The sequence below is a fragment of the Streptomyces sp. NBC_00704 genome, assembly GCF_036226605.1.
Classification (GTDB): domain Bacteria; phylum Actinomycetota; class Actinomycetes; order Streptomycetales; family Streptomycetaceae; genus Streptomyces.
This window is the reverse complement of record NZ_CP109000.1, coordinates 4,016,409-4,035,630: the sequence shown is the minus strand read 5'-3', so window position 1 is coordinate 4,035,630 and position 19,222 is coordinate 4,016,409. Positions and strand designations below refer to the sequence as shown.

General features: G+C 72.7%; 17 protein-coding genes. 6 read left to right on the top strand and 11 right to left on the bottom strand.

Going from position 1 to position 19,222, the window contains the following annotated elements; translation table 11 throughout:
* Positions 1–77 precede the first annotated feature (77 nt).
* The 5 genes from OG802_RS17610 (at position 78) to OG802_RS17590 (ending at position 3,964) form a co-directional block, all read left to right on the top strand.
* The gene (locus OG802_RS17610) at positions 78–1,055 is read left to right on the top strand and encodes an ABC transporter ATP-binding protein (protein WP_329411628.1); all 978 of its coding nucleotides are present in this window, start codon (positions 78–80) and stop codon (positions 1,053–1,055) included.
* Positions 1,045–1,953, top strand: a complete 909-nt coding sequence (locus tag OG802_RS17605; protein ID WP_329411627.1) for an ABC transporter permease — start codon at positions 1,045–1,047, stop codon at positions 1,951–1,953. Before OG802_RS17610 ends, OG802_RS17605 begins: the two co-directional genes overlap by 11 nt.
* Positions 1,950–2,861, top strand: a complete 912-nt coding sequence (locus OG802_RS17600) for an ABC transporter ATP-binding protein (RefSeq protein WP_329411626.1) — start codon at positions 1,950–1,952, stop codon at positions 2,859–2,861. Before OG802_RS17605 ends, OG802_RS17600 begins: the two co-directional genes overlap by 4 nt.
* A 10-nt stretch (positions 2,862–2,871) precedes the next feature.
* Positions 2,872–3,591: an ABC transporter permease gene (locus tag OG802_RS17595; protein WP_329411624.1), complete on the top strand. Its 720-nt coding sequence runs from the start codon at positions 2,872–2,874 to the stop codon at positions 3,589–3,591.
* Between the two features lie 130 nt (positions 3,592–3,721).
* Positions 3,722–3,964 (top strand): SGM_3592 family protein, encoded by a 243-nt coding sequence (locus tag OG802_RS17590; protein WP_329411623.1) that lies wholly within the window; start codon positions 3,722–3,724, stop codon positions 3,962–3,964.
* A gap of 811 nt (positions 3,965–4,775) precedes the next feature.
* Here OG802_RS17590 and OG802_RS17585 read toward each other — a convergent pair.
* The 9 genes from OG802_RS17585 to OG802_RS17545 form a co-directional block, all read right to left on the bottom strand.
* Complete coding sequence (locus tag OG802_RS17585) at positions 4,776–5,612, bottom strand: HAD family hydrolase (RefSeq protein WP_329411621.1); 837 nt, start codon at positions 5,610–5,612, stop codon at positions 4,776–4,778.
* A 5-nt stretch (positions 5,613–5,617) separates the two neighbouring features.
* On the bottom strand, positions 5,618–6,895 hold the full coding sequence (gene serS / locus OG802_RS17580; RefSeq protein WP_329411619.1) for a serine--tRNA ligase: 1,278 nt from the start codon (positions 6,893–6,895) through the stop codon (positions 5,618–5,620).
* Positions 6,896–7,555: 660 nt separating this feature from the next.
* Complete coding sequence (gene pheA, locus OG802_RS17575; RefSeq protein WP_329411618.1) at positions 7,556–8,488, bottom strand: prephenate dehydratase; 933 nt, start codon at positions 8,486–8,488, stop codon at positions 7,556–7,558.
* Positions 8,489–8,611: 123 nt separating this feature from the next.
* On the bottom strand, positions 8,612–10,078 hold the full coding sequence (gene efeB / locus OG802_RS17570) for an iron uptake transporter deferrochelatase/peroxidase subunit (protein ID WP_329411617.1): 1,467 nt from the start codon (positions 10,076–10,078) through the stop codon (positions 8,612–8,614).
* A 7-nt stretch (positions 10,079–10,085) separates the two neighbouring features.
* Positions 10,086–12,074 carry a copper resistance CopC/CopD family protein gene (locus tag OG802_RS17565; RefSeq protein ID WP_329411616.1) on the bottom strand — a complete coding sequence of 663 codons (1,989 nt, stop codon included), beginning with the start codon at positions 12,072–12,074 and terminating at the stop codon, positions 10,086–10,088.
* Between the two features lie 13 nt (positions 12,075–12,087).
* Entirely contained in the window at positions 12,088–12,513 is a 426-nt protein-coding gene (locus OG802_RS17560) for a copper chaperone PCu(A)C (protein ID WP_329417145.1), read from the bottom strand.
* A gap of 41 nt (positions 12,514–12,554) precedes the next feature.
* The gene (locus tag OG802_RS17555) at positions 12,555–13,202 is read right to left on the bottom strand and encodes an SCO family protein (protein ID WP_329411615.1); all 648 of its coding nucleotides are present in this window, start codon (positions 13,200–13,202) and stop codon (positions 12,555–12,557) included.
* A gap of 167 nt (positions 13,203–13,369) precedes the next feature.
* Positions 13,370–14,128, bottom strand: coding sequence for a YcnI family copper-binding membrane protein (locus tag OG802_RS17550; RefSeq protein WP_329411614.1), 759 nt, complete (start codon positions 14,126–14,128; stop codon positions 13,370–13,372).
* Positions 14,129–14,255: 127 nt separating this feature from the next.
* The gene (locus tag OG802_RS17545) at positions 14,256–15,122 is read right to left on the bottom strand and encodes a hypothetical protein (RefSeq protein ID WP_329411612.1); all 867 of its coding nucleotides are present in this window, start codon (positions 15,120–15,122) and stop codon (positions 14,256–14,258) included.
* A 260-nt stretch (positions 15,123–15,382) separates the two neighbouring features.
* Here OG802_RS17545 and OG802_RS17540 point away from each other — a divergent pair, with 260 nt between their 5' ends.
* Complete coding sequence (locus OG802_RS17540; RefSeq protein WP_329411610.1) at positions 15,383–15,838, top strand: ATP-binding protein; 456 nt, start codon at positions 15,383–15,385, stop codon at positions 15,836–15,838.
* 254 nt (positions 15,839–16,092) lie between these two features.
* Here OG802_RS17540 and OG802_RS17535 read toward each other — a convergent pair whose 3' ends face one another.
* Both OG802_RS17535 and pdxR read right to left on the bottom strand, forming a co-directional pair.
* Positions 16,093–17,370 carry an MFS transporter gene (locus OG802_RS17535; RefSeq protein WP_329411609.1) on the bottom strand — a complete coding sequence of 426 codons (1,278 nt, stop codon included), beginning with the start codon at positions 17,368–17,370 and terminating at the stop codon, positions 16,093–16,095.
* Between the two features lie 320 nt (positions 17,371–17,690).
* Entirely contained in the window at positions 17,691–19,151 is a 1,461-nt protein-coding gene (gene pdxR, locus OG802_RS17530; protein WP_329417143.1) for a MocR-like pyridoxine biosynthesis transcription factor PdxR, read from the bottom strand.
* Positions 19,152–19,222 lie beyond the last annotated feature (71 nt).

Genomic DNA, 19,222 nt, shown 5'->3' with positions numbered 1-19,222 from the left:
TCTGAGGTCTGAGGCCAAGACGGCTCTGAGGTCTGATGAATTCCGTGGCGTGCGTCACTACTTTTGAGGACGTGACTGTGATCGCGACCGAAAGCCTGAGCAAGCGGTTCCCCCGGGTAACCGCTCTTGACCGGCTCTCCGTGGACGTCGGACCCGGTGTGACCGGGCTCGTCGGAGCCAACGGAGCCGGCAAGTCCACACTGATCAAGATCCTGCTGGGTCTGTCGCCCGCCTCCGAGGGCCGAGCCGAGGTGCTCGGCCTCGACGTCGCGAGCAAGGGCGCCGCCATCCGCGAGCGCGTCGGCTACATGCCGGAGCACGACTGCCTGCCGCCCGACGTCTCCGCAACCGAGTTCGTCGTGCACATGGCCCGGATGTCCGGCCTGCCCCCGACCGCCGCACGAGAACGCACCGCGGACACCCTGCGCCACGTCGGCCTGTACGAGGAGCGCTACCGGCCCATCGGCGGCTACTCGACCGGCATGAAGCAGCGCGTGAAGCTCGCCCAGGCCCTCGTCCACGACCCCCAACTGGTCTTCCTCGACGAGCCGACCAACGGCCTCGACCCGGTCGGCCGTGACGAGATGCTCGGCCTGATCCGCCGCATCCACACCGACTTCGGCATCTCGGTCCTGGTCACCTCCCACCTGCTGGGCGAGCTGGAACGCACCTGCGACCACGTCGTGGTCGTCGACGGCGGCAAACTCCTGCGCTCCAGCTCCACCACCGACTTCACGCAGACCACGACCACCCTCGCGATCGAGGTCACCGACACCGACGACCACCCCGACGGCACCCGCGCGGTGCGCGAGGCGCTCCGCGCGCGCGGCGTCGAGGTCCTCGACGCGAACAGCGCCCTGCCCGGCGCCGGCCACGTCCTGCTGCTGACCGCGCAGGGCGAGGAGACGTACGACGTCGTCCGCGACGCGGTCGCCGACCTGGGCCTCGGCCTGGTCCGCATGGAACAGCGCAGACACCACATCTCCGAGGTCTTCACCGACCGCGACGCCGAGAACGACCAGCAGCGGAAGGAGGCCGTCGGCCATGGCAGTTGAGCACCAGGTCACCGCCCCCGCGGGAGACCAGACCCGCATCCACAACATCGGCTACCGCAGCTACGACGGCCCCCGGCTGGGCCGCGCCTACGCCCGCCGCTCCCTCTACTCGCAGTCCCTGCGCGGCGCCTACGGCCTCGGCCGCTCGGTGAAGTCCAAGGTGCTGCCGATGCTGCTCTTCGTGGTGATGTGCGTGCCCGCGGCCATCATGGTCGCCGTGGCGGTCGCCACGAAGGCCAAGGACCTGCCCGTCGACTACACGCGCTACGCGATCATCATGCAGGCCGTCATCAGCCTGTACGTCGCTTCCCAGGCGCCCCAGTCCGTCTCGCGCGACCTGCGCTTCAAGACCGTGCCGCTGTACTTCTCGCGGCCCATCGAGACCGCGGACTACGTACGCGCCAAGTTCGCGGCGCTCGCCTCCGCGCTCTTCGTGCTCACCGCGGCTCCCCTGCTGGTGCTGTACGTGGGCGCGTTGCTGGCCAAGCTCGACTTCGCCGACCAGACCAAGGGATTCGGTCAGGGGCTCGTCTCCGTGGCACTGCTCTCGCTGCTCTTCGCCGGCATCGGCCTGGTCATCGCCTCGGTGACCCCGCGCCGTGGCTTCGGCATCGCCGCCGTCATCGCCGTGCTGACCATCTCCTACGGCGCGGTCTCCACGCTCCAGGCCATCGCCGAGGCGCAGGACAGCACCGGTTCCATCCCCTGGATCGGCCTGTTCTCCCCTGTCACGCTGATCGACGGCGTGCAGTCGGCGTTCCTGGGCGCCACCTCCGCCTTCCCCGGCGGGGTCGGACCCTCCGACGGACAGGGCGTCGTCTACGTCCTCGTCGTCCTCGGCCTGATCGCCGCTGGCTACGGCCTCCTGATCCGCCGCTACCGGAAGGTGGGCCTGTGACCACGCTCAGCATCGACCACGTCTCCCGCTGGTTCGGCAACGTGGTCGCCGTCAACGACATCACCATGACCATCGGCCCCGGCGTCACCGGCCTGCTCGGCCCCAACGGCGCCGGAAAGTCCACCCTCATCAACATGATGGGCGGCTTCCTGGCCCCCTCCACGGGCACGGTCACCCTCGACGGACAGCCGGTCTGGCGCAACGAGACGATCTACCGGCAGATCGGTATCGTCCCCGAGCGTGAGGCCATGTACGACTTCCTCACCGGCCGCGAATTCGTCGTCGCCAACGCCGAACTGCACGGCCTGAGCGCCAAGGCCGCCCAGAAGGCGCTGGCCACCGTCGAGATGGAGTACGCGCAGGACCGCAAGATCCAGACGTACTCCAAGGGCATGCGCCAGCGGGTCAAGATGGCCAGCGCGCTCGTCCACGACCCCTCGCTGCTGCTGCTCGACGAGCCCTTCAACGGCATGGACCCGCGCCAGCGCATGCAGCTCATGGACCTGCTGCGGCGCATGGGCGACGAGGGCCGCACCGTGCTCTTCTCGTCGCACATCCTCGAAGAGGTCGAGCAACTCGCCTGGCACATCGAGGTCGTCGTCGCCGGCCGGCACGCCGCCAGCGGCGACTTCCGCAAGATCCGCCGTCTGATGACGGACCGTCCGCACCGCTATCTGGTGCGCTCCAGCGACGACCGCGCCCTCGCGGCCGCGCTGATCGCCGACCCGTCGACCGCGGGCATCGAGGTCGACCTCGCCGAGGGCGCGCTGCGCGTCCAGGCCGTCGACTTCGGCCGCTTCACGGCCCTGTTGCCGAGGGTCGCCAAGGACCACGGCATCCGGCTGCTCACGGTCTCGCCGTCCGACGAGTCCCTCGAGTCCGTCTTCTCGTATCTCGTCGCGGCGTAGGAGGCCCAAGATGTACGACCCCACAGTCGCCCGGCTCACCTACCGGGCCCTGCTCGGCCGTCGCCGGGCTCTCATCCTGGGCGCGCTGCCCCTGCTGCTGATCGCGATCTCCGTGGTCGTGCGCGGCCTCGCCGGGGCGGACGACCAGACGGCGTCCGACCTGCTCGGCGGCCTCGCACTGGCCACGATGGTCCCGATCATCGGCGTCATCGCGGGCACCGGCGCGATCGGCCCCGAGATCGACGACGGCTCGGTGGTGTATCTGCTGTCCAAGCCGCTGAAGCGGCCCACGATCATCTTCACCAAGCTGATCGTGGCGATCGCGGTGACGATGGTCTTCTCGGCCCTGCCGACGTTGATCGCCGGGTTCATCCTCAACGGCAACGGCCAGCAGATCGCCGTCGCCTACACCGTGGCCGCGCTGGTCTCCTCCATCGCTTACGCCGCCGTCTTCCTGCTCCTCGGCATTGTCTCGCGCCACGCGGTGGTGTTCGGTCTCGTCTACGCCCTCGTCTGGGAGGCCCTGTTCGGCTCCCTCGTGCCGGGCGCGCGCACGCTCAGCGTCCAGCAGTGGTCGCTGGCGGTCGCCCACAAGGTCGCGGGCGGGGACCTCGTGACCTCGGACGTCGGACTGACCACGGCGACGGTGCTGCTGGTCGTCGTGACCGTGCTGGCCACCTGGTACGCGGGACAGAAGCTGCGGTCGCTGACGCTCGCCGGCGAGGAGTGAGCGGCCCTGCCGGGACGCGGGACGGCCGCCCTTGACGGCGGCTTGACCCGCGCCCCGGCAGACTGGCGCGGCTTGCGGCTTGCGGCTTGCCGCACGCGGCACCCGGAACCGGAGGAAGGGGAGGACGCGGATGGCGGACGACGACACGACGGACGGCGGCCGGAAGCGGTCCGAGGACGCGGTGTGGGACGACCTCGTCCTGGACGACGACTTCATACGGGCCGCCGAGACGGCCGAACCGTCGGCCCGCGCCCGGATGCTCGCCGCGCGGTGGCGGGCGGAGTCGCCCGAGCCGCAGCCCTGGCGCTCCGACGAGCCGCCGGCGGGCTGGTTCTTCAGCAAGGCGCGTCGACGCAGGTGGCGCCGCCGGTAGCCGCCGTCCGGCCCATGGCTTTCGCACGGGTGTTTTATTCGGTGGCGTCCCGCTCGCCCGACGGGCACAGTGGTCCTGCCCGCACGGTGCGGGCCGGCCGGATGACATCCGGCGACACGGACTGGGTGAGGAGTTCGGGGATGCCCATGCACGGCAGCCCGTCGAACTCCCTTCAGGGCAGCCTGTGGCGGGTTCCGGAGTAGTTACGGCTCCGTCGAGACCCACTCCCACAGGCGAACTGCCCGGGGCGGCCGCTTCGAGCACGCGATGTCGCTCTCGCGTGGGCCGCCCTCCCGGAGAATTGCCGAGCGACGGGCGTCGTCCCGCACCTCGCACCTCGCCGGGCGGGACGGCGTCATCGGTCCACGGAGACCGGACCGGGTGCGGACCGGGGCGCCTGCGGGCGGCCTCGGCCGCACCCGCGGTTTCGGTCACGGCCCGGCCGCCTCCCCTGCCCTCGGACGCGCCGCGCTTCGGGTGTGGTGCGCCGGTTGCCGCCCGCCGTCTTCCGCGCGCACCGGGTGGGGTGCGGCAGGGCGGCGCCTGAACGGGGGCCGACCTGTCGTGGCCGGCCGCCCCAGTCCCGGGGCTCCTGATCGCCGCCGGCGACCCGCGCCCCAGTCCCCGCGCCTCTGATCGCCTCCGGCGACCCGGACCGCCGGCGCGAACCGGGCGCTTGCGTCGCGTGGGTGCACGAGCGGTCCCCCAGCGGCGGCCTGCCCCGCGAGAGAACGCGGGGCCAGCCGGGCCGTCGGGTGTCCGGGCGGGGCCGGTGAGGGGACCGTCGGCAGGACCGTACGGCTGCTTTCGGCTACTTCAGGAAGCGTTCCAGGACTTCCGCGATGCCGTCGTCCTCGTTGGAGGACGTCACCTCGTCGGCGACCGCGCGCAGTTCCTGGTGGGCGTTGGCCATGGCCACGCCGTGGGCGGCCCAGGCGAACATGGGGATGTCGTTGGGCATGTCGCCGAAGGCGATGGTCTCGCTCTTCCTGATGCCCAGGCGGCGGGCGGCCAGGGAGAGGCCCGTGGCCTTGGACAGGCCCAGCGGGAGCAGTTCCACGATGCCCGCGCCGGCCATCGCGACCGTGACGAAGCCGCCGGCGGCCTGCCGGGCGGCCTCGGCCAGCTCGTCGTCCGACAGATCGGGATGCTGTATGTAGATCTTGTTCAGCGGTGCCGACCACAGGTCGGAGGCGTCGGTGAACGGCGTCGCCGGGAGACTGCCGGTGACCGCGTAACCGGGGCCCACCAGCACGTCACCGTCCAGCCCGTCGCGGCTGGCCGCCAGGTGCAGCGGGCCCACCGCCGACTCGATCTTGGCCAGGGCCACGCCCGCGAGCCGGCGGTCGAGGGTGACCGAGGTCAGCAGGCGGTGCGAGCTGGCGTCGTAGACCTGGGCGCCCTGGCCGCAGACGGCGAGACCGTCGTAGCCGAGGTCGTCGAGGATGTGCCGGGTCCACGGGACCCCGCGGCCCGTCACGACGAGGTGCGCGGCGCCCGCCGCGGTGGCCGCGGCCAGGGCGTCACGCGTGCGCCGCGAGACCGACTCGTCGGAGCGCAGCAGCGTTCCGTCCAGGTCGGTCGCGATCAGGCGGTACGGGAAGCCCCCGGACTGCTCGGACTCCCCGCACTCCCCGGGGGCGGACACGGCGCTCACCTGGCGACCGGCTCCAGGACCTCCCGGCCGCCGAGGTACGGGCGCAGCACCTCGGGGACGTACACGGAACCGTCGGCCTGCTGGTGGTTCTCCAGGATGGCGACGATGGTGCGCGGGACGGCGCACAGGGTGCCGTTCAGCGTGGCCAGCGGGCGGACCTGCTTGCCCTCGCGGACGCGGATCGACAGACGGCGGGACTGGAACTCGGTGCAGTCCGAGGTCGAGGTCAGCTCGCGGTACTTGCCCTGGGTCGGGATCCACGCCTCGCAGTCGAACTTGCGGGCGGCCGAGGAGCCGAGGTCACCGGAGGCGACGTCGATGACCCGGAACGGCAGCTCCAGGGCGGACAGCCACTGCTTCTCCCAGGCGAGCAGCCGCTGGTGCTCGGCCTGCGAGTCCTCGGGCTTGACGTACGAGAACATCTCGACCTTGTCGAACTGGTGGACGCGGAAGATGCCCTTGGTGTCCTTGCCGTGCGAACCGGCCTCGCGGCGGAAGCAGGGCGAGAAGCCCGCGTAGCGCAGCGGCAGCTTGTCCGCGTCGATGATCTCGTCCATGTGGTACGCGGCGAGCGGCACCTCGGACGTGCCGACCAGGTAGAGGTCGTCCTTGTCGAGGTGGTAGACGTCCTGGGCCGCCTGGCCGAGGAAGCCGGTACCCGCCATGGACTGGGGACGGACCAGCGCCGGGGTGAGCATCGGCGTGAAGCCGACCGCCGTGGCCTGGGCGATCGCCGCGTTGACCAGGGCCAGCTCGAGCAGGGCGCCGACGCCGGTGAGGAAGTAGAAGCGGGAGCCGGAGACCTTCGCGCCGCGCTCCACGTCGATCGCGCCGAGGATCTGGCCGAGTTCCAGGTGGTCCTTGGGCTCGAAGCCCTCGGCGCCGAAGTCGCGGATCGTGCCGTGCGTCTCGAGGGTGACGAAGTCCTCCTCGCCGCCTACGGGCACGTCGGGGTGCACGAGGTTGCCGAGCCGCTGGAGCAGCTCCTGGGTCTCGGCGACGGCCGCGTCGCGCTCGGCGTCGGCGGCCTTGACGTCGGCGGCGAGCTGGCTCGCCTTCTTCAGCAGCTCGGCCTTCTCGTCCGCGGACGCCTTGGGGATGAGCTTGCCGAGCGATCGCTGCTCGGCGCGCAGCTCGTCGAAGCGGACGCCGGACGACCTGCGCCGCTCGTCGGCGGACAGGAGGGAGTCGACGAGCGCGACGTCCTCTCCACGGGCACGCTGGGAGGCGCGCGCACGGTCGGGGTCCTCACGGAGCAGGCGAAGGTCAATCACGCGGCCAAGGCTACCCGTGCGGGGTTGCGGCTCACGACTCGGTTTCCCGCGTCGCCCGCCGAGTGTTCCGGCGCCCCGGCGGAGTGTTCCCGCCAGTGTTCGGGATTGCTCCTTACGATGCGTTTTGAGGCAATTGCCGAGCGTGTCAATAAAGCGCGTCTCACTCCGTGGGACGGAGCATGTGACGGGCGTCGCATTGACTCGACTTCCTTGCGCCGCACGGGATTTGAGGGCGGAGTTGTCCACAGGAACCCGCGCCCCGTGTGAGTTATCCACAGGGTGTGCGAAAGATCTGTGGACATCGGAATTGATCATTCCGAAGCCTCCTTCCGCACCGGCGAATTCCCTTCCCAAACCCGACCTCAGCCCACTTTCGGGTGGAAATGGGTCGCCCTGAAGGGTTGATCGGAGGAAACAGGTGGACGAGGGGTGACGTGCGGGTTGCCCGTCACCCTGAGGGGATGAGGACCGATTTGTCGACTGAATGATGCTTCGTTGTCGACTTGTCCTCAGGTCGAGAAGCCGCCCTGTGGATAACTTCTGTGGATAACGAAGATATGCAGGTAGGACCAGCCCCGGACCCGCTCGAGCGCCTGCCGGACGCCTGTCCGGCCGGTGCCGGGTCGGTTCCGGGTTCGCGCCGGGTGACCCGCGGAAGGGTCAGAAACGGCCGTCCTGGCAGCGCGCCACCCAGTCCGCGGCCGCCATGAACTCCCCGTCGGAGGTTCCGGGCAGCGGGGTCTCGACATCCGCCGCGTCGACCTCCGCACGCGGATACGAACCGAGAAAGCGCACCTCTCGGCAGATCCTTTTCAGCCCCATGAGGGCCTCGGCCATCCGGCGGTCGGAGATGTGCCCTTCGGCGTCGATGCAGAAGCAGTAATTGCCGATGCCCGCGCCGGTCGGGCGGGACTGCAACAGCATGAGGTTGACGCCGCGGGTGGCGAACTCGCCCAGAAGGTCGCGCAGGCCGCCGGGATGGTCGTCGCGCTGCCACAGCACGACGGACGTCTTGTCCGCGCCGGTCGGCGCCGCAGGCCGGGCGGGCCGCCCCACCAGGACGAACCTGGTCTGCGCGTTCTCGGCGTCGTGGATCTCGGTTTCCAGGGCGGTCAGTCCGTAGCGGGCGGCGGCGAACTCGCCGGCGAAGGCGGCGTCGTAGCGGCCCTCCTGGACGAGCCGGGCGGCGTCCGCGTTGGAGGCGGCCGACTCCCAGGCGGCGTCCGGGAGGTTCGCCTTCAGCCAGTTGCGCACCTGGGGCTGCGCGGCCGGGTGGGCCGAGACCGTCTTGATGTCCGCCAGCTCGGTGCCGGGCCGTACCAGCAGGGCGAACGTGATGGACAGCAGCACCTCGCGGTAGATCATCAGCGGGGCGCCCGCGACCAGCTCGTCCAGCGTCGTGGTGATACCGCCCTCGACGGAGTTCTCGATGGGCACGAACGCCGCCTCGGCCTCGCCGGAGCGGACCGCGTCGAGCGCGGACTGCACCGACACGTACGGCATGAGCTGCCGGGTGGCCGCCTCCGGAAGCGTGCGCAGGGCGACCTCCGTGAAGGTGCCCTCGGGACCGAGATACGCATAGCTCGCTGGCATGACCTCACCCTAATGGCCCTCGCCCGGCGGGGTGCGTGCGTCTCACTAGGTGCCCTCGCAGGAATGAATCCGCGCAGCGGGGCGTGACGTCGCGGATTCCGCGGGGTCCGCCCGCGTCAGGCCTCAGGCCTCCAGGAGGCGCTGGCCCACGTACTCCCCCTCCGCGGCCCCGCCGGGCACCGCGAACAGGCCGCTCGACTCGTGGCGGATGTACTGCGAGAGCGCGTCGCCGCGGTCCAGCTTGCGCTGCACGGTGACGAAGCCGCGCAGCGGGTCCGCCTGCCAGCAGACGAAGAGCAGGCCCGCGTCGGGGGCGCCGTCGGGGTCGATGCCGTCGTGGTAGGAGAAGGGGCGCCGCAGCATGGCCGCGCCGCCGTTCTGGTCGGGACGGGTGATGCGCGCGTGTGCATTGATCGGGACGACCAGATCGCCGTTGGCGTCGGTCTTCTCCAGGTCCATCTCGGTGGTCTCGGTCCCTCCGGACAGGGCCGCCCCGTCCGCCTTGCGTCGCCCGATGACCTGCTCCTGCGCCGCGAGCGACAGTTTCTCCCAGTCGTCGAGGAGCATGCGGATGCGGCGGACGACGGCGTAGGAGCCGTTGGCCATCCAGGCCGGGTCCTTGGTGCCGGAGGCCGGGACGAAGATGCGCTCGTCGAAGTCGGAGTCGGTCGTCCGGGGATTGCGGGTCCCGTCCAGCTGGCCCATCAGGTTGCGGGCGGTCATGGGGTGGGCGGTGGCGCCCGGCGTCCGGTTGAAGCCGTTCATCTGCCAGCGGACCTTCGCGGCGCTGCCCGCGTCCTTCTGGACGGCGCGCAGGGCGTGAAAGGCGACCAGGGCGTCGTCCGCGCCGATCTGCACCCAGAGGTCACCGTTGCTGCGGGCCTTGTCGAGGTGGTCGGAGGAGAAGTCCGGGAGCGGGTCGAGGGCGACCGGCCGCTGCTTCTCCAGGCCGGTGCGGGCGAAGAAGCTGTTGCCGAAGCCGAAGGTGATCGTCAGGGACGAGGGGCCGGCGTCGCGGGCCACATCGGTGTCGCCGTGGGGGGCGGCCTCACCGGCCATCAGCCGCCGGGCCGTCTCCGACCAGCGGCGCAGCAGGGCGGCGGCCTCCTTGCGGCCGGCTCCCGCGGCGAGGTCGAACGCGACGAGATGACCGCGTGCCTGGAGGCCCTGGGTGATTCCGGGCTGATGTTTCACGTGGAACATCGCCTGCCCGGATCCGATGGAGGAGAGCGGGGTCGCCTGGGCGGGGGCCGCGGCATATCCGGCGGCCGCGCCCGCAGCGCCGAGGACGAGTCCGGTCGCTCCGGCGGTGCCGAGCAGCTTGCGCCGGGTGAGCCCCTCGCCCGAGGAGGCGGCGGGGGAAGGAGCGGAGGCGGCGGCGCTTGCGCGGGCCGCGCCGTCCTTCGCCGGGGCGGCCTTCGTCCCGGCAGTCTTGGGCGCACGGGCCGTGCCCGTCCTGGCCTTGGGCGTGGCGCTCCTGGCTGTCGCGCTCTTCTCTGTTCCGCTCTTGTCTGTTCCGCTCCTGCTCGGGTGGGCGCCGGGGCCGGGGGAGTCGGGTGTGCGGGCGTCGGGGAGGGACGGGTCGGGCATGGTGCGGTCAGCCGATCTGAGCGTTCTTGGACACGGTCACCTGGTCGATGTCGGAGGTGCGCACGGTGACGGCGACCTTCCATTCGCCGGCCAGGGGGATCTGCACGGCGCTCGCCGCCCAGTGGCCGGTGGTGATGTGGTCGGGGGTGACGGGCAGCGGTCCGATGTCCTTGGCCTCGAGGGTGAAGGCGACCTTGACCTCGGGCACGTCGAAGGCGCGGCCGTTGGGGCGGGTGACGTAGACGTGCATCTCGTTGGCGCCGGCGCGTGCGGGGTCGAGGTCGACGCTGACCACGCCCTTGCCGTCCGTGCCGCCGGTGTCGAAGGACATGTCCAGGGTGAGCGCGCCGGAGGCGGAGTCCGAGGAGGCCGAGGCGGACTTCGAGGCGCTGGTGGCCTTGGCGGCGTCCTGCTCCGTGCGGCCGGGCTCGGTCGAGGTCAGGACGGTGGTGACGGCGAGCAGCACGACGGCGACGCCGGCCTCCGCGAACACCGAGCGGCGCAGGCCGAAGCGGTCGGCGTCGGAGTCCCGCAGTCTCTTCTCGCGGGTGGCGTCGACGGCGGCCTGCTGCCGGGCGAGCTGCGCGGCGCGTTCGTCGCTTCCCGGGGCGGTCTCGGCACCCTTCGCGCCCTTCCCGCCCTTGGAGTCGCCCTGGCCCGCGGCGGGGCCGGTGGTCGCGCCGGCCGTGGCTCCCGACCGCCGGCCCGCCGTGACCACGGACTGGTGAGCCGTGGCCGTCTGCGCGGCGGGTGCGGTGGAGGCCGTCGTGTCCGTGAGGCGGGAGGTCCACCGGCGGGAGATCCAGGCGATGCCCACGAGCAGTGCGACGAGGCCGATCTTGACGAGGAGCAGCTGGCCGTAGCGGGTGTCGGTGAAGGCGGACCAGGAGCCGAGCTGGCGCCAGGACTGGTAGACGCCGGTGGCGACGAGGGTGACGACGCTGCCGAAGGCGACCTGGGAGAACCGGCGGACGGCGGCGCCCTCGACGGGCCGGTCGGCGGGCGCGCGGTAGAGGGCGACGAGGAGGGCGGTGAGTCCGCCGAGCCAGGTCGCGACGGCCAGCAGGTGCAGCACGTCGACGGGCATGGCGATGCCCGGCTGCAAGCCGGTGGAGGCGTGTTCGGCCATGGCCCAGCTCGCCGCCAGCCCGGCGGACACGACGGTTCCGCCGATCGCGAGCCCGAAGGTCAGGTCCCGCTTCTCCTCGTCCTCGCGCTTGTCGTAGGCGCCGAAGAGCACGGCGATGAACAGTGCGGCGGCGGCGAGCAGCAGCAGCCGGGAGACGAGGGCGGCGCCGGTCTTGGTCTGGAGGACCTGTCCGAGGAGGTCGAGGTCGAAGACGTCCCCGAGTTTTCCGGATCCGGCGTAGGAGCCGCGCAGGAGCAGCAGGAAGAGAGTGGCGGCGGTCATGGCGAGCCAGCCGGAGAGGACGAGGCGTTGCATGGCCCGCACTCCGGTGCCGCGTGGCCAGCAGGCGAGGACGAAGACGGCCCCGCCGGCCATCACGATGAACCCGGCGTACGAGGCGTACCGGCCGAGGCCGTAGAGCCAGCCGACGACTCCGCCGCCGGCCACCTGGTCGGACACCGACACGGTGGTCTCGGAGGGGGAGCCGATGGAGAAGGTGTAGGCGCCGGCGACGGGGTGGCTGTCGGCGGAGACGACCTGGTAGGTCACGGTGTAGGTGCCGTCGGGCAGCCCGGTGTGCAGCTGGACGGCGTAGGTGGCGCCGCCGACCTCGGACGGTTTGCCGGTGTCGACGCGGGTGCCCTTGGGGTCCAGGACGCGCACGGAGTCGTCGTTCATCGAGACGGTCTCGGAGAAGGTGAGCGACACCTGCGTGGGTGCCTTGTCGACCACCACCCCCTGCGCGGGGTCGCTGCCGGTCAGCGCGGCGTGCGCGGAGGCGGGTCCGGCGCCGGCCAGGAGTGCGCCGGCGACCGCCAGGAACAGCAGCACGAGCATCCGGACGCGGGGGGCGATGGTCTGCGTCAAGGTGGTCCCTCCCTCAGTGGCCGGTCTTGGGGGTGTACGTGGCGGACTTCACCGGCATCTCGACCGTGAGGGGGTCGGAGGAGGCGAAGTGGAGCCGGACGGTCACGGTGTCGCCCTGTACCGGCTTCGTCTTCAGCATCTCGAACATCAGGTGGTTGCCGCCGCTGTTGAACACGAGTCGACCGTGTGCGGGCACGTCGAAGGAGCCGACCTGCTCCATTGAGGATCCGGCGGTCCTGTGGAGGGTCACCTGGCCCGCGGCCGGGCTGGTGACGGAGGTCAGCTCGTCCTGGGCGTCGCCCTTGTTCACGATGGTGAGGAAGCCGGCGGCCATGGTGTCGGAGACGGGCTGCGGGATGTAGGCGGCCTGGACGGACAGGTCGGCGGTGCCGTCGGCGTCCGATCCGCAGCCCGCCAGCAGGAGTGCGCCCGTGACCATCGTGGCGGGTACGGCGAGCAGTCGTGCGGACCGCGTCGGCCTCACGGGTTCTCCCCCTTGACGATCTTGGGGAGGTCCTTGGTGTAGTCGTCGACCGTGGCGCTCTCGCCGTACAGGAGGTAGCCCGCGTCCGTCTTCGGGGAGAAGGCGACGACCTGGGTTCCGTGGGTGGAGACGATCTTGCCGTTCTTGTCCTTGTGAGGGGGTTCGACGGTGATGCCGAGGCGGCGGGCGGCGGCCTGGACAGTGGCGAACTTTCCGCTCAGGCCGACGACCTGGGGGTCGATGCCCTGGAGCCATTTGCCGAGCGCGGCCGGGGTGTCGCGGTCCGGGTCGGTGGTGACGAACACGACGCGCAGGGCGTCCTGCTGGGCCTTGGGCAGTTGCTTCTTGGCGACGGCGATGTTGTTCATCGTCAGCGGGCAGACGTCGGGGCAGTTGGTGTAGCCGAAGTAGATCAGCGTGGGGTGGCCGGCGGTCTCCTTGCGGAGGTCGTACGGCTTGCCCTGGGTGTCGGTGAGCACCAGGGCGGGCTTGGTGAAGGGCTGGTCGAGCACGGTCACGGGCCGCTGGGCGGTGTCCTGGGAGACGGAGGCCACGGAACTGCCGCTGTCGTCGTTGCCGCAGGCGGAGAGGGTGAGGGTGGCGGCCGCGATCAGCGCGGCCGCGGCGAACGTCTTGTTACGCATAGAGAAATGTCCCAGATGTATGGAATTCGGCGCGCACCGGGTGCTCGGCGGGGTGCACGGCCCGCCGTACGGATAGGAGTACGGCGGCCTCCGCGCCCCGGTGCGTCCCGGTGCGCACCGCGGGGAGCCGGCGTCGGACGGCGGCGGCCGTCCGGCGCGGCGGGGGATCAGGCCTCGGTGGCGGGGGTGCGGCGGCGTCCGGCGAGCACGCCGTAGGCGACGCCGGCGGCGCCGACCACGATGCCGACCACGCCGAGGACCCGGGCGGTGGTGTCGCTGCCGTCGGAGCCGGCGGCGGCGGTCGTGGCGGCGGTCGCCTTGGCGTCGTCGGACTTGTCGGAGGCGTCGTCGGCGGCGGCGCCGTGGTGGCCGTCCTTGGCGGGGGCGGTCAGGGCGAGCACGGGGGCCGGGTTCTCGGGCTCCTCCGCGCCGTCCTCCTTGACCTCGATCCAGCGCACGACCTCCTTGTCGGAGTACGTCTGGATCGCCTTGAAGACCAGTTCGTCGGCGTCCTCGGGGAGCGCGCCGACGGACACCGGGAACTTCTGGAAGAAGCCGGGCTGGACGCCGCCGCCGGTGGCGGTCCAGGTGATCTTGGAGACGGCTTCGGAGATCTGCTTGCCGTGGACCTCGAGGGGCTTGGCGAGCTTGGCCTTGGTGACGACGATCTTCCAGCCCGGGATCGGCTCCGGCATCGCGGAGGCCAGCGGGTGGTCGGCCGGGAAGGCGACCTCGAGCTTGGCGGTCGAGGCGTCGTCCCGCTCGTTGGGGACCTTGAAGTCGACGACCGCGTAGCCGCCCTTGGCCGCGGCGCCTTCGGCGGCGACGCTCACGTGGGCGAGGGCGGGCGAGGACAGGGCCAGGACGCCGGCCCCGGCGGCGGCAGCGGCGGCGGCGACACGGGTGGCGATACGAGAGGCCTTCATGGCAGGGAGCACTCCACTCTGAGTGAGTCTGTGGCTGGGGAGGCGTGGGCACGGTGGTGCGCACGCGCGCGTGCCGCACGACGGCGGCCGCTCTCCCCGGTCGTGGTGGAGTGCTGGTCGTGTCGTGTCAGGCAGCGAGGGCGAGGGCGGCCGGGTGCGGCGGGCCTCGACGGATCACCGAGTGCTGGAGTGCGGTGATGCGGGGAGCGGCCGGAGCGGGCAGACCGGCGCACGGGACGCGCGGTCCCGCTCCGGGCGCGGCCGGCAGACCCGCGAGCAGGGCGCGCACCAGCGCGAGCGCCCCGCGCAGGGACCGTACGAGCGCCCCCTCGGCGACTCCGTGGGCCGACAGGGCGAGCAGCCGCAGCAGGGCCTTGTCGCCGCGCCGCAGCAGCCAGCCGGCGGCGACGGCCGCCAGGACGTGGCCCAGCAGCATCGGCAGGGACGGCAGCAGGGGGATCGGCGAGCCGGACGTGGACAGGACGTCCGCGGAATGGCGCATCGACCCCATCCCGGTCATGCCGTCCATGGCCGTCGCACCGCCGCCGCCCGTAGCGCCGGGGTGGAGCCGGGCGTTCACCAGGATCTTCTGCGCCTCGGCCGGGCTGATCGCGGCCGCCGTGGCCCCGCACACCAGCCGGGCCGCCCGGGCGACGAGCGCGGCGTCCGTCCCGGCCAGCGGGGCGGAGACGTCGGCGGAGAGCGGGGCGGTCGCCGCGACGGTGTGCTGGCCGAGCCCGAAGAGGGTGTGCAGCGCGCTCTGCCCGACCGCGAGCAGGGCCGCGATGCCCGGCAGCGAGCGCTCGCGCCCGGCGAGCGGCACCACGACCGCGAGGACGCCCAGGAACCCCGCGCCCAGCGTCCACAGCGGGACGACGGCGCAGGAGGCCACCGAATGCCCGACAGCGGCCAGCACGACGCAGACCGCGGCGAACACCGCGGCCCGCAGCAGCCGTAGATCGCGACCGGAGCACGCGCTGTGGGGGGCAGTCATGGCGGGCTCATCATCGCACTGGCCCCACGACCGCCGTACGGCAGGTCCACAAGGTCGCAAAGATCCCCGGGGGCCCGCCAGAAGCGGAAGATCACTTTCCGTCAGGGCAGGTGCTCCTGGTGCCGATGGGTCCCGCATACACCGATTCCAGGCCTGCGTGCATCCCCCATATGGGCGGCATCACGCGGAAATCGCGCTTACATACGGCCCGGTGCGGCAATACGTATCGGTATGTCGAGCCGCAGCCAGGAGGCTGGAGCATGAGCATCTGGTGGTCACTGCATCTGCGGCGCGAAGCCGCGAGCGTGCCGCTCGCCCGCCGCCTGCTGCTCGGCACCATGGAGACGGCGGGCGTCGATCCCGACGTCAGCTACGACCTCTCCGTGGCCCTGAGCGAGGCCTGCGCCAACGCCGTCGAACACGGCGGCGAGACCGCGTACGGCGGCTGTTCGGAGGCGTACCGCGTCACCGCCTACCTCGACGGCCAGACGTGCCGGATCGAGGTGGCCGACTCGGGCCCCGGATTCACCGCCGAACGCCCCGCGCCCGCACCGACGCGCACGAACACCGACGCCGAACACGGCCGGGGCCTCTTCCTCATCCAGGAGCTCGCCGACCACGTCCACATCGGCAACAAGCCGGGGCGCGCCGGCGCCGTGGTGAGCTTCGACAAGATCCTCAAGTGGCGCAAGGACGCCCCGCTGATCGCCGTCTGACCCACGCCGTCCGACCCACGCCGTCCGACCCACGTCGTCCGACCCACGCCGTCCGGCCCTCCTCGGACCGCACGACCGCCCGTCAGGCCGCCCGTCCGGCAGGGGACTTCGCGATCCATGCGCGCGCTCACGGGTTACTCCCGGCGTGACCACCGCTCGGCCTTCGCCGACACCTCGACGGCGCGCCGGTGCGCGTCACCGAGGGCGCGAGCGGGATGCGGCCGAGGGCCGTGCGGCGGCGTGGGCAGGTGACGTCACGCCGCCGCTGCGGCCGGCCGCAGCGACGGCGACGGCGACGGCGGCGACGACGACGGCGGCGTCCGGACGGCGGCCGCTCGGCGGGCCGCCGGGCCCATCGCGTACGACGCCGCCACCGTCGCCGCGCCCAGCAGCAGCCAGCCGGGCGTGCCCCACTCGACCAGCAGCCAGGTCAGGACCAGGGGGCCGAGCGTGCGGGCCACCGTCACCCCGGTCCCGAACAGCCCCTGGTACTCGCCGACGCGGTCGGCCGGCGCCAGGTCGAAGGACAGCTGCCAGGAACCCGCCGACTGCCCCATCTCGGCCGCCGCCTGCAACGCCGACCCCAGCACCAGCACACCCGCCGCCACCCACGGCGAGGCCCCGGCGGACAGCGCGAACACCGCGCACGCACCGCACATCACCCAGCCCGCACGGCGCACCGCGCGCGTGGCGCTAGCGGGCCCCCGCACACCCCGCGCCATCCGCACCTGGAACACGGTCACCGCGGCGGTGTTGAGCACGAACAGCGCCGACACCAGCCAGGCGGGCGCGTCCGTCCGCCGGGTGATCCACAGCGGCAGGACGAGGCTGAGCAACGGCATCCTCAGCAGCAGCACGGTGTTCAGGAGCGCCACGACCGCGTACGGCCGGTCCCTCAGCACGCCCAGCGCGCTTCCGCCCGGCCGGGCCGCTCGCGGAGCCACCCGCGGCAGCGCGGCCAGCAGCAGCGCGCACACCAGGAAGCTCACCGCGTCGACCGCGAACACCGCGAGGTACGCCTCCCGCGTCCCGGCGTGCAGCGCGAGTCCGCCGAGGCCCGCGCCGACCGCCAGACCGGCGTTCAGCGTCGCCTGGAGCCGCGCCAGCAGCCCTGTCCGCTCCCCGGCCGGCGCGAGGCCGGCCAGCAGCGCCTGGCGGGCCGCCGCGAGCCCCGACTGAGCGGCCGCGTACGCGCACGCCACGAGGACGAACGGCACGAAGCCGCGCACCAGGGCGAAGGACGCCACGGTGAGCCCGGTCGCCAGCGCCAGCAGCACCGCCGTGCCGCGCGCTCCACGCCGGTCGGCCAGCCGTCCCAGCGGCACCCCCGCCAGCGAGCCCACCGCCCACCCGAGGGTCAGCCCCAGCCCCACGCGCGCGGGGGCGAGACCGATCACCTGGGTGAAGTACAGGGCCGACGTCGTGTAAAAGGCGCCGTCCCCGACCGAGTTGCTCAACTGCGCCAGCGCGAGCAGCCGTTGCGGGCCCGTCCGCCGCGCCGCCGCCCGCCGCGCGGGAGTCTTCGTCGTCATGGGAACGACGCTAGGGGTGCGTTGGACCGATGGGCAGAACCAATGGAGAACAGGTTCATTGGCCCAATCGCGCCCGAAGGGAAGACAGCCGACGAGCACACGGCTGACGAGCAGACGGCCGACGAGCAGACGGCGAGACATCAGGCGGCCAGACAGCAGGCGAGGTCGGCCGCCAGACGCCGGCCGCCAGACGCCGGCCGGCAGACGCCGGCCGCCAGACGCCGGCCGGCAGACAGCCGGCCAGTAGACACCCCGGCCCGAGGGCGGCCGGAGAGGACCGGCGCGCCCGCCCGCGCTCGCTCCCGGCGCGGCGCTGCGGGTCACCTGCTCCGGGGCACCTGCTCCGGAGCAGGTGCCCCGGAGCACATCCCTTCGAGCGCCCGCGCGAGCGCTTCCAGCGCCTCGGGGTAGGCGCCCTCCCTGGGCGTGCCGTAGCCGACGACCAGCCCCTGGGGCCGTCGCTCCGCCCCGTCCGGGGCGGCGTCGTGCCAGTGTTCGCCGAGGCGGCCCACCGCGAGCCCCTCCGCGGCCGCCCGCGCCAGCGCCTCCTCCTCGTCGGCCACGTCCACCAGCGCGTGCAGCCCGGCCGCGATCCCGCGCACGCGCCGGTCCGCGCCCAGCCGGTCGAGCAGCAGGTCGCGGCGGCGCCGGTAGCGCAGACGGCACGCGCGCACGTGACGGTCGTAGGCGTGGGCGGTGATCATTTCGGTGAGCGCGAGCTGCCCGAGGGACTCGGTGTGGTGGTCGCTGTGCAGCTTGGCGTCGACGACGGCGTCCACCAGCCGCGGCGGCAGCACCATCCAGCCGAGCCGCAGCGCCGGCCCGAGCGTCTTGGAGGCGGTGCCCAGGTAGACGACCTGTCCCGGCGCCATGCCCTGCAGCGCGCCGACGGGCTGGCGGTCGTAGCGGAACTCCCCGTCGTAGTCGTCCTCGACGATGAGGCCGTCACGCGCGCGTGCCCATTCGGTCAGCGCCCGCCGCCGCCCGGGGTGCAGTGTCCCGCCGGTCGGGTACTGGTGGGCCGGCGTGACGACGACCGCGCCCGCGTCGCCGAGTTCCGCGACGCGCACGCCGTCGTCGTCGACCGGGGCCGCGGTCACGGTTCCGCCGTTGTGCCGTACGACCTCGCGGTGGAAGGGCAGACCGGGGTCCTCCATCGCGATCGGGGCGTCGCCCAGCACGCGCGTGAGGAGGGCGAGACCCTGCACGTACCCGGCGGTGACGACGATCCGCTCGGGCGGCGCGAGGACGCCACGGGCCCGTCCCAGGTACCCGGACAGGGCGGTGCGCAGTTCGATGCGGCCGCGCGGGTCGCCGTAGTCGTACGCGGGGGAGGGCGCCGCCGCGAGGGCGCGGCGCATCGCGCGCAGCCAGGCCGCGGCCGGGAACGCCCCCACGTCGGGGCTGCCGGGCCGCAGGTCGAAGCGCGGCGCACGCGCGCGTGCGGCGGCCTCGGGCGGTTCGGCGGCGGCGGGGGGCAGGGGTGCGACCTGGGTGCCGGAGCCCTGCCGGGCGGTGAGGTAGCCCTCGGCGACGAGTTGGTCGTAGGCCGCCTTGACGGTGTTGCGCGACATCCCGAGCTCGGCCGCGAGCCGCCGCGTGGCGGGCAGCAGGGCGCCGGGCGGGAGCCGTCCGTCGCGCACGGCGTCCCGCAGGGCGCGTTCGAGCCCGGCGCGGCGCCCCTCGGCGGAGTCCGCCTCCACGTGCAGGTCCACGACCACCCCTTCCGGGCCGGGCGCCCGCGGGAGCGCCCCGCACGCCCCGGCCTCCGCGCCCCGCATCTCCCCGCCCGGCGGTCCCCACGCCCCCGCGGGGTTCACGGGCCCCTGTCGTGCGACGGCCGGGCACCCGC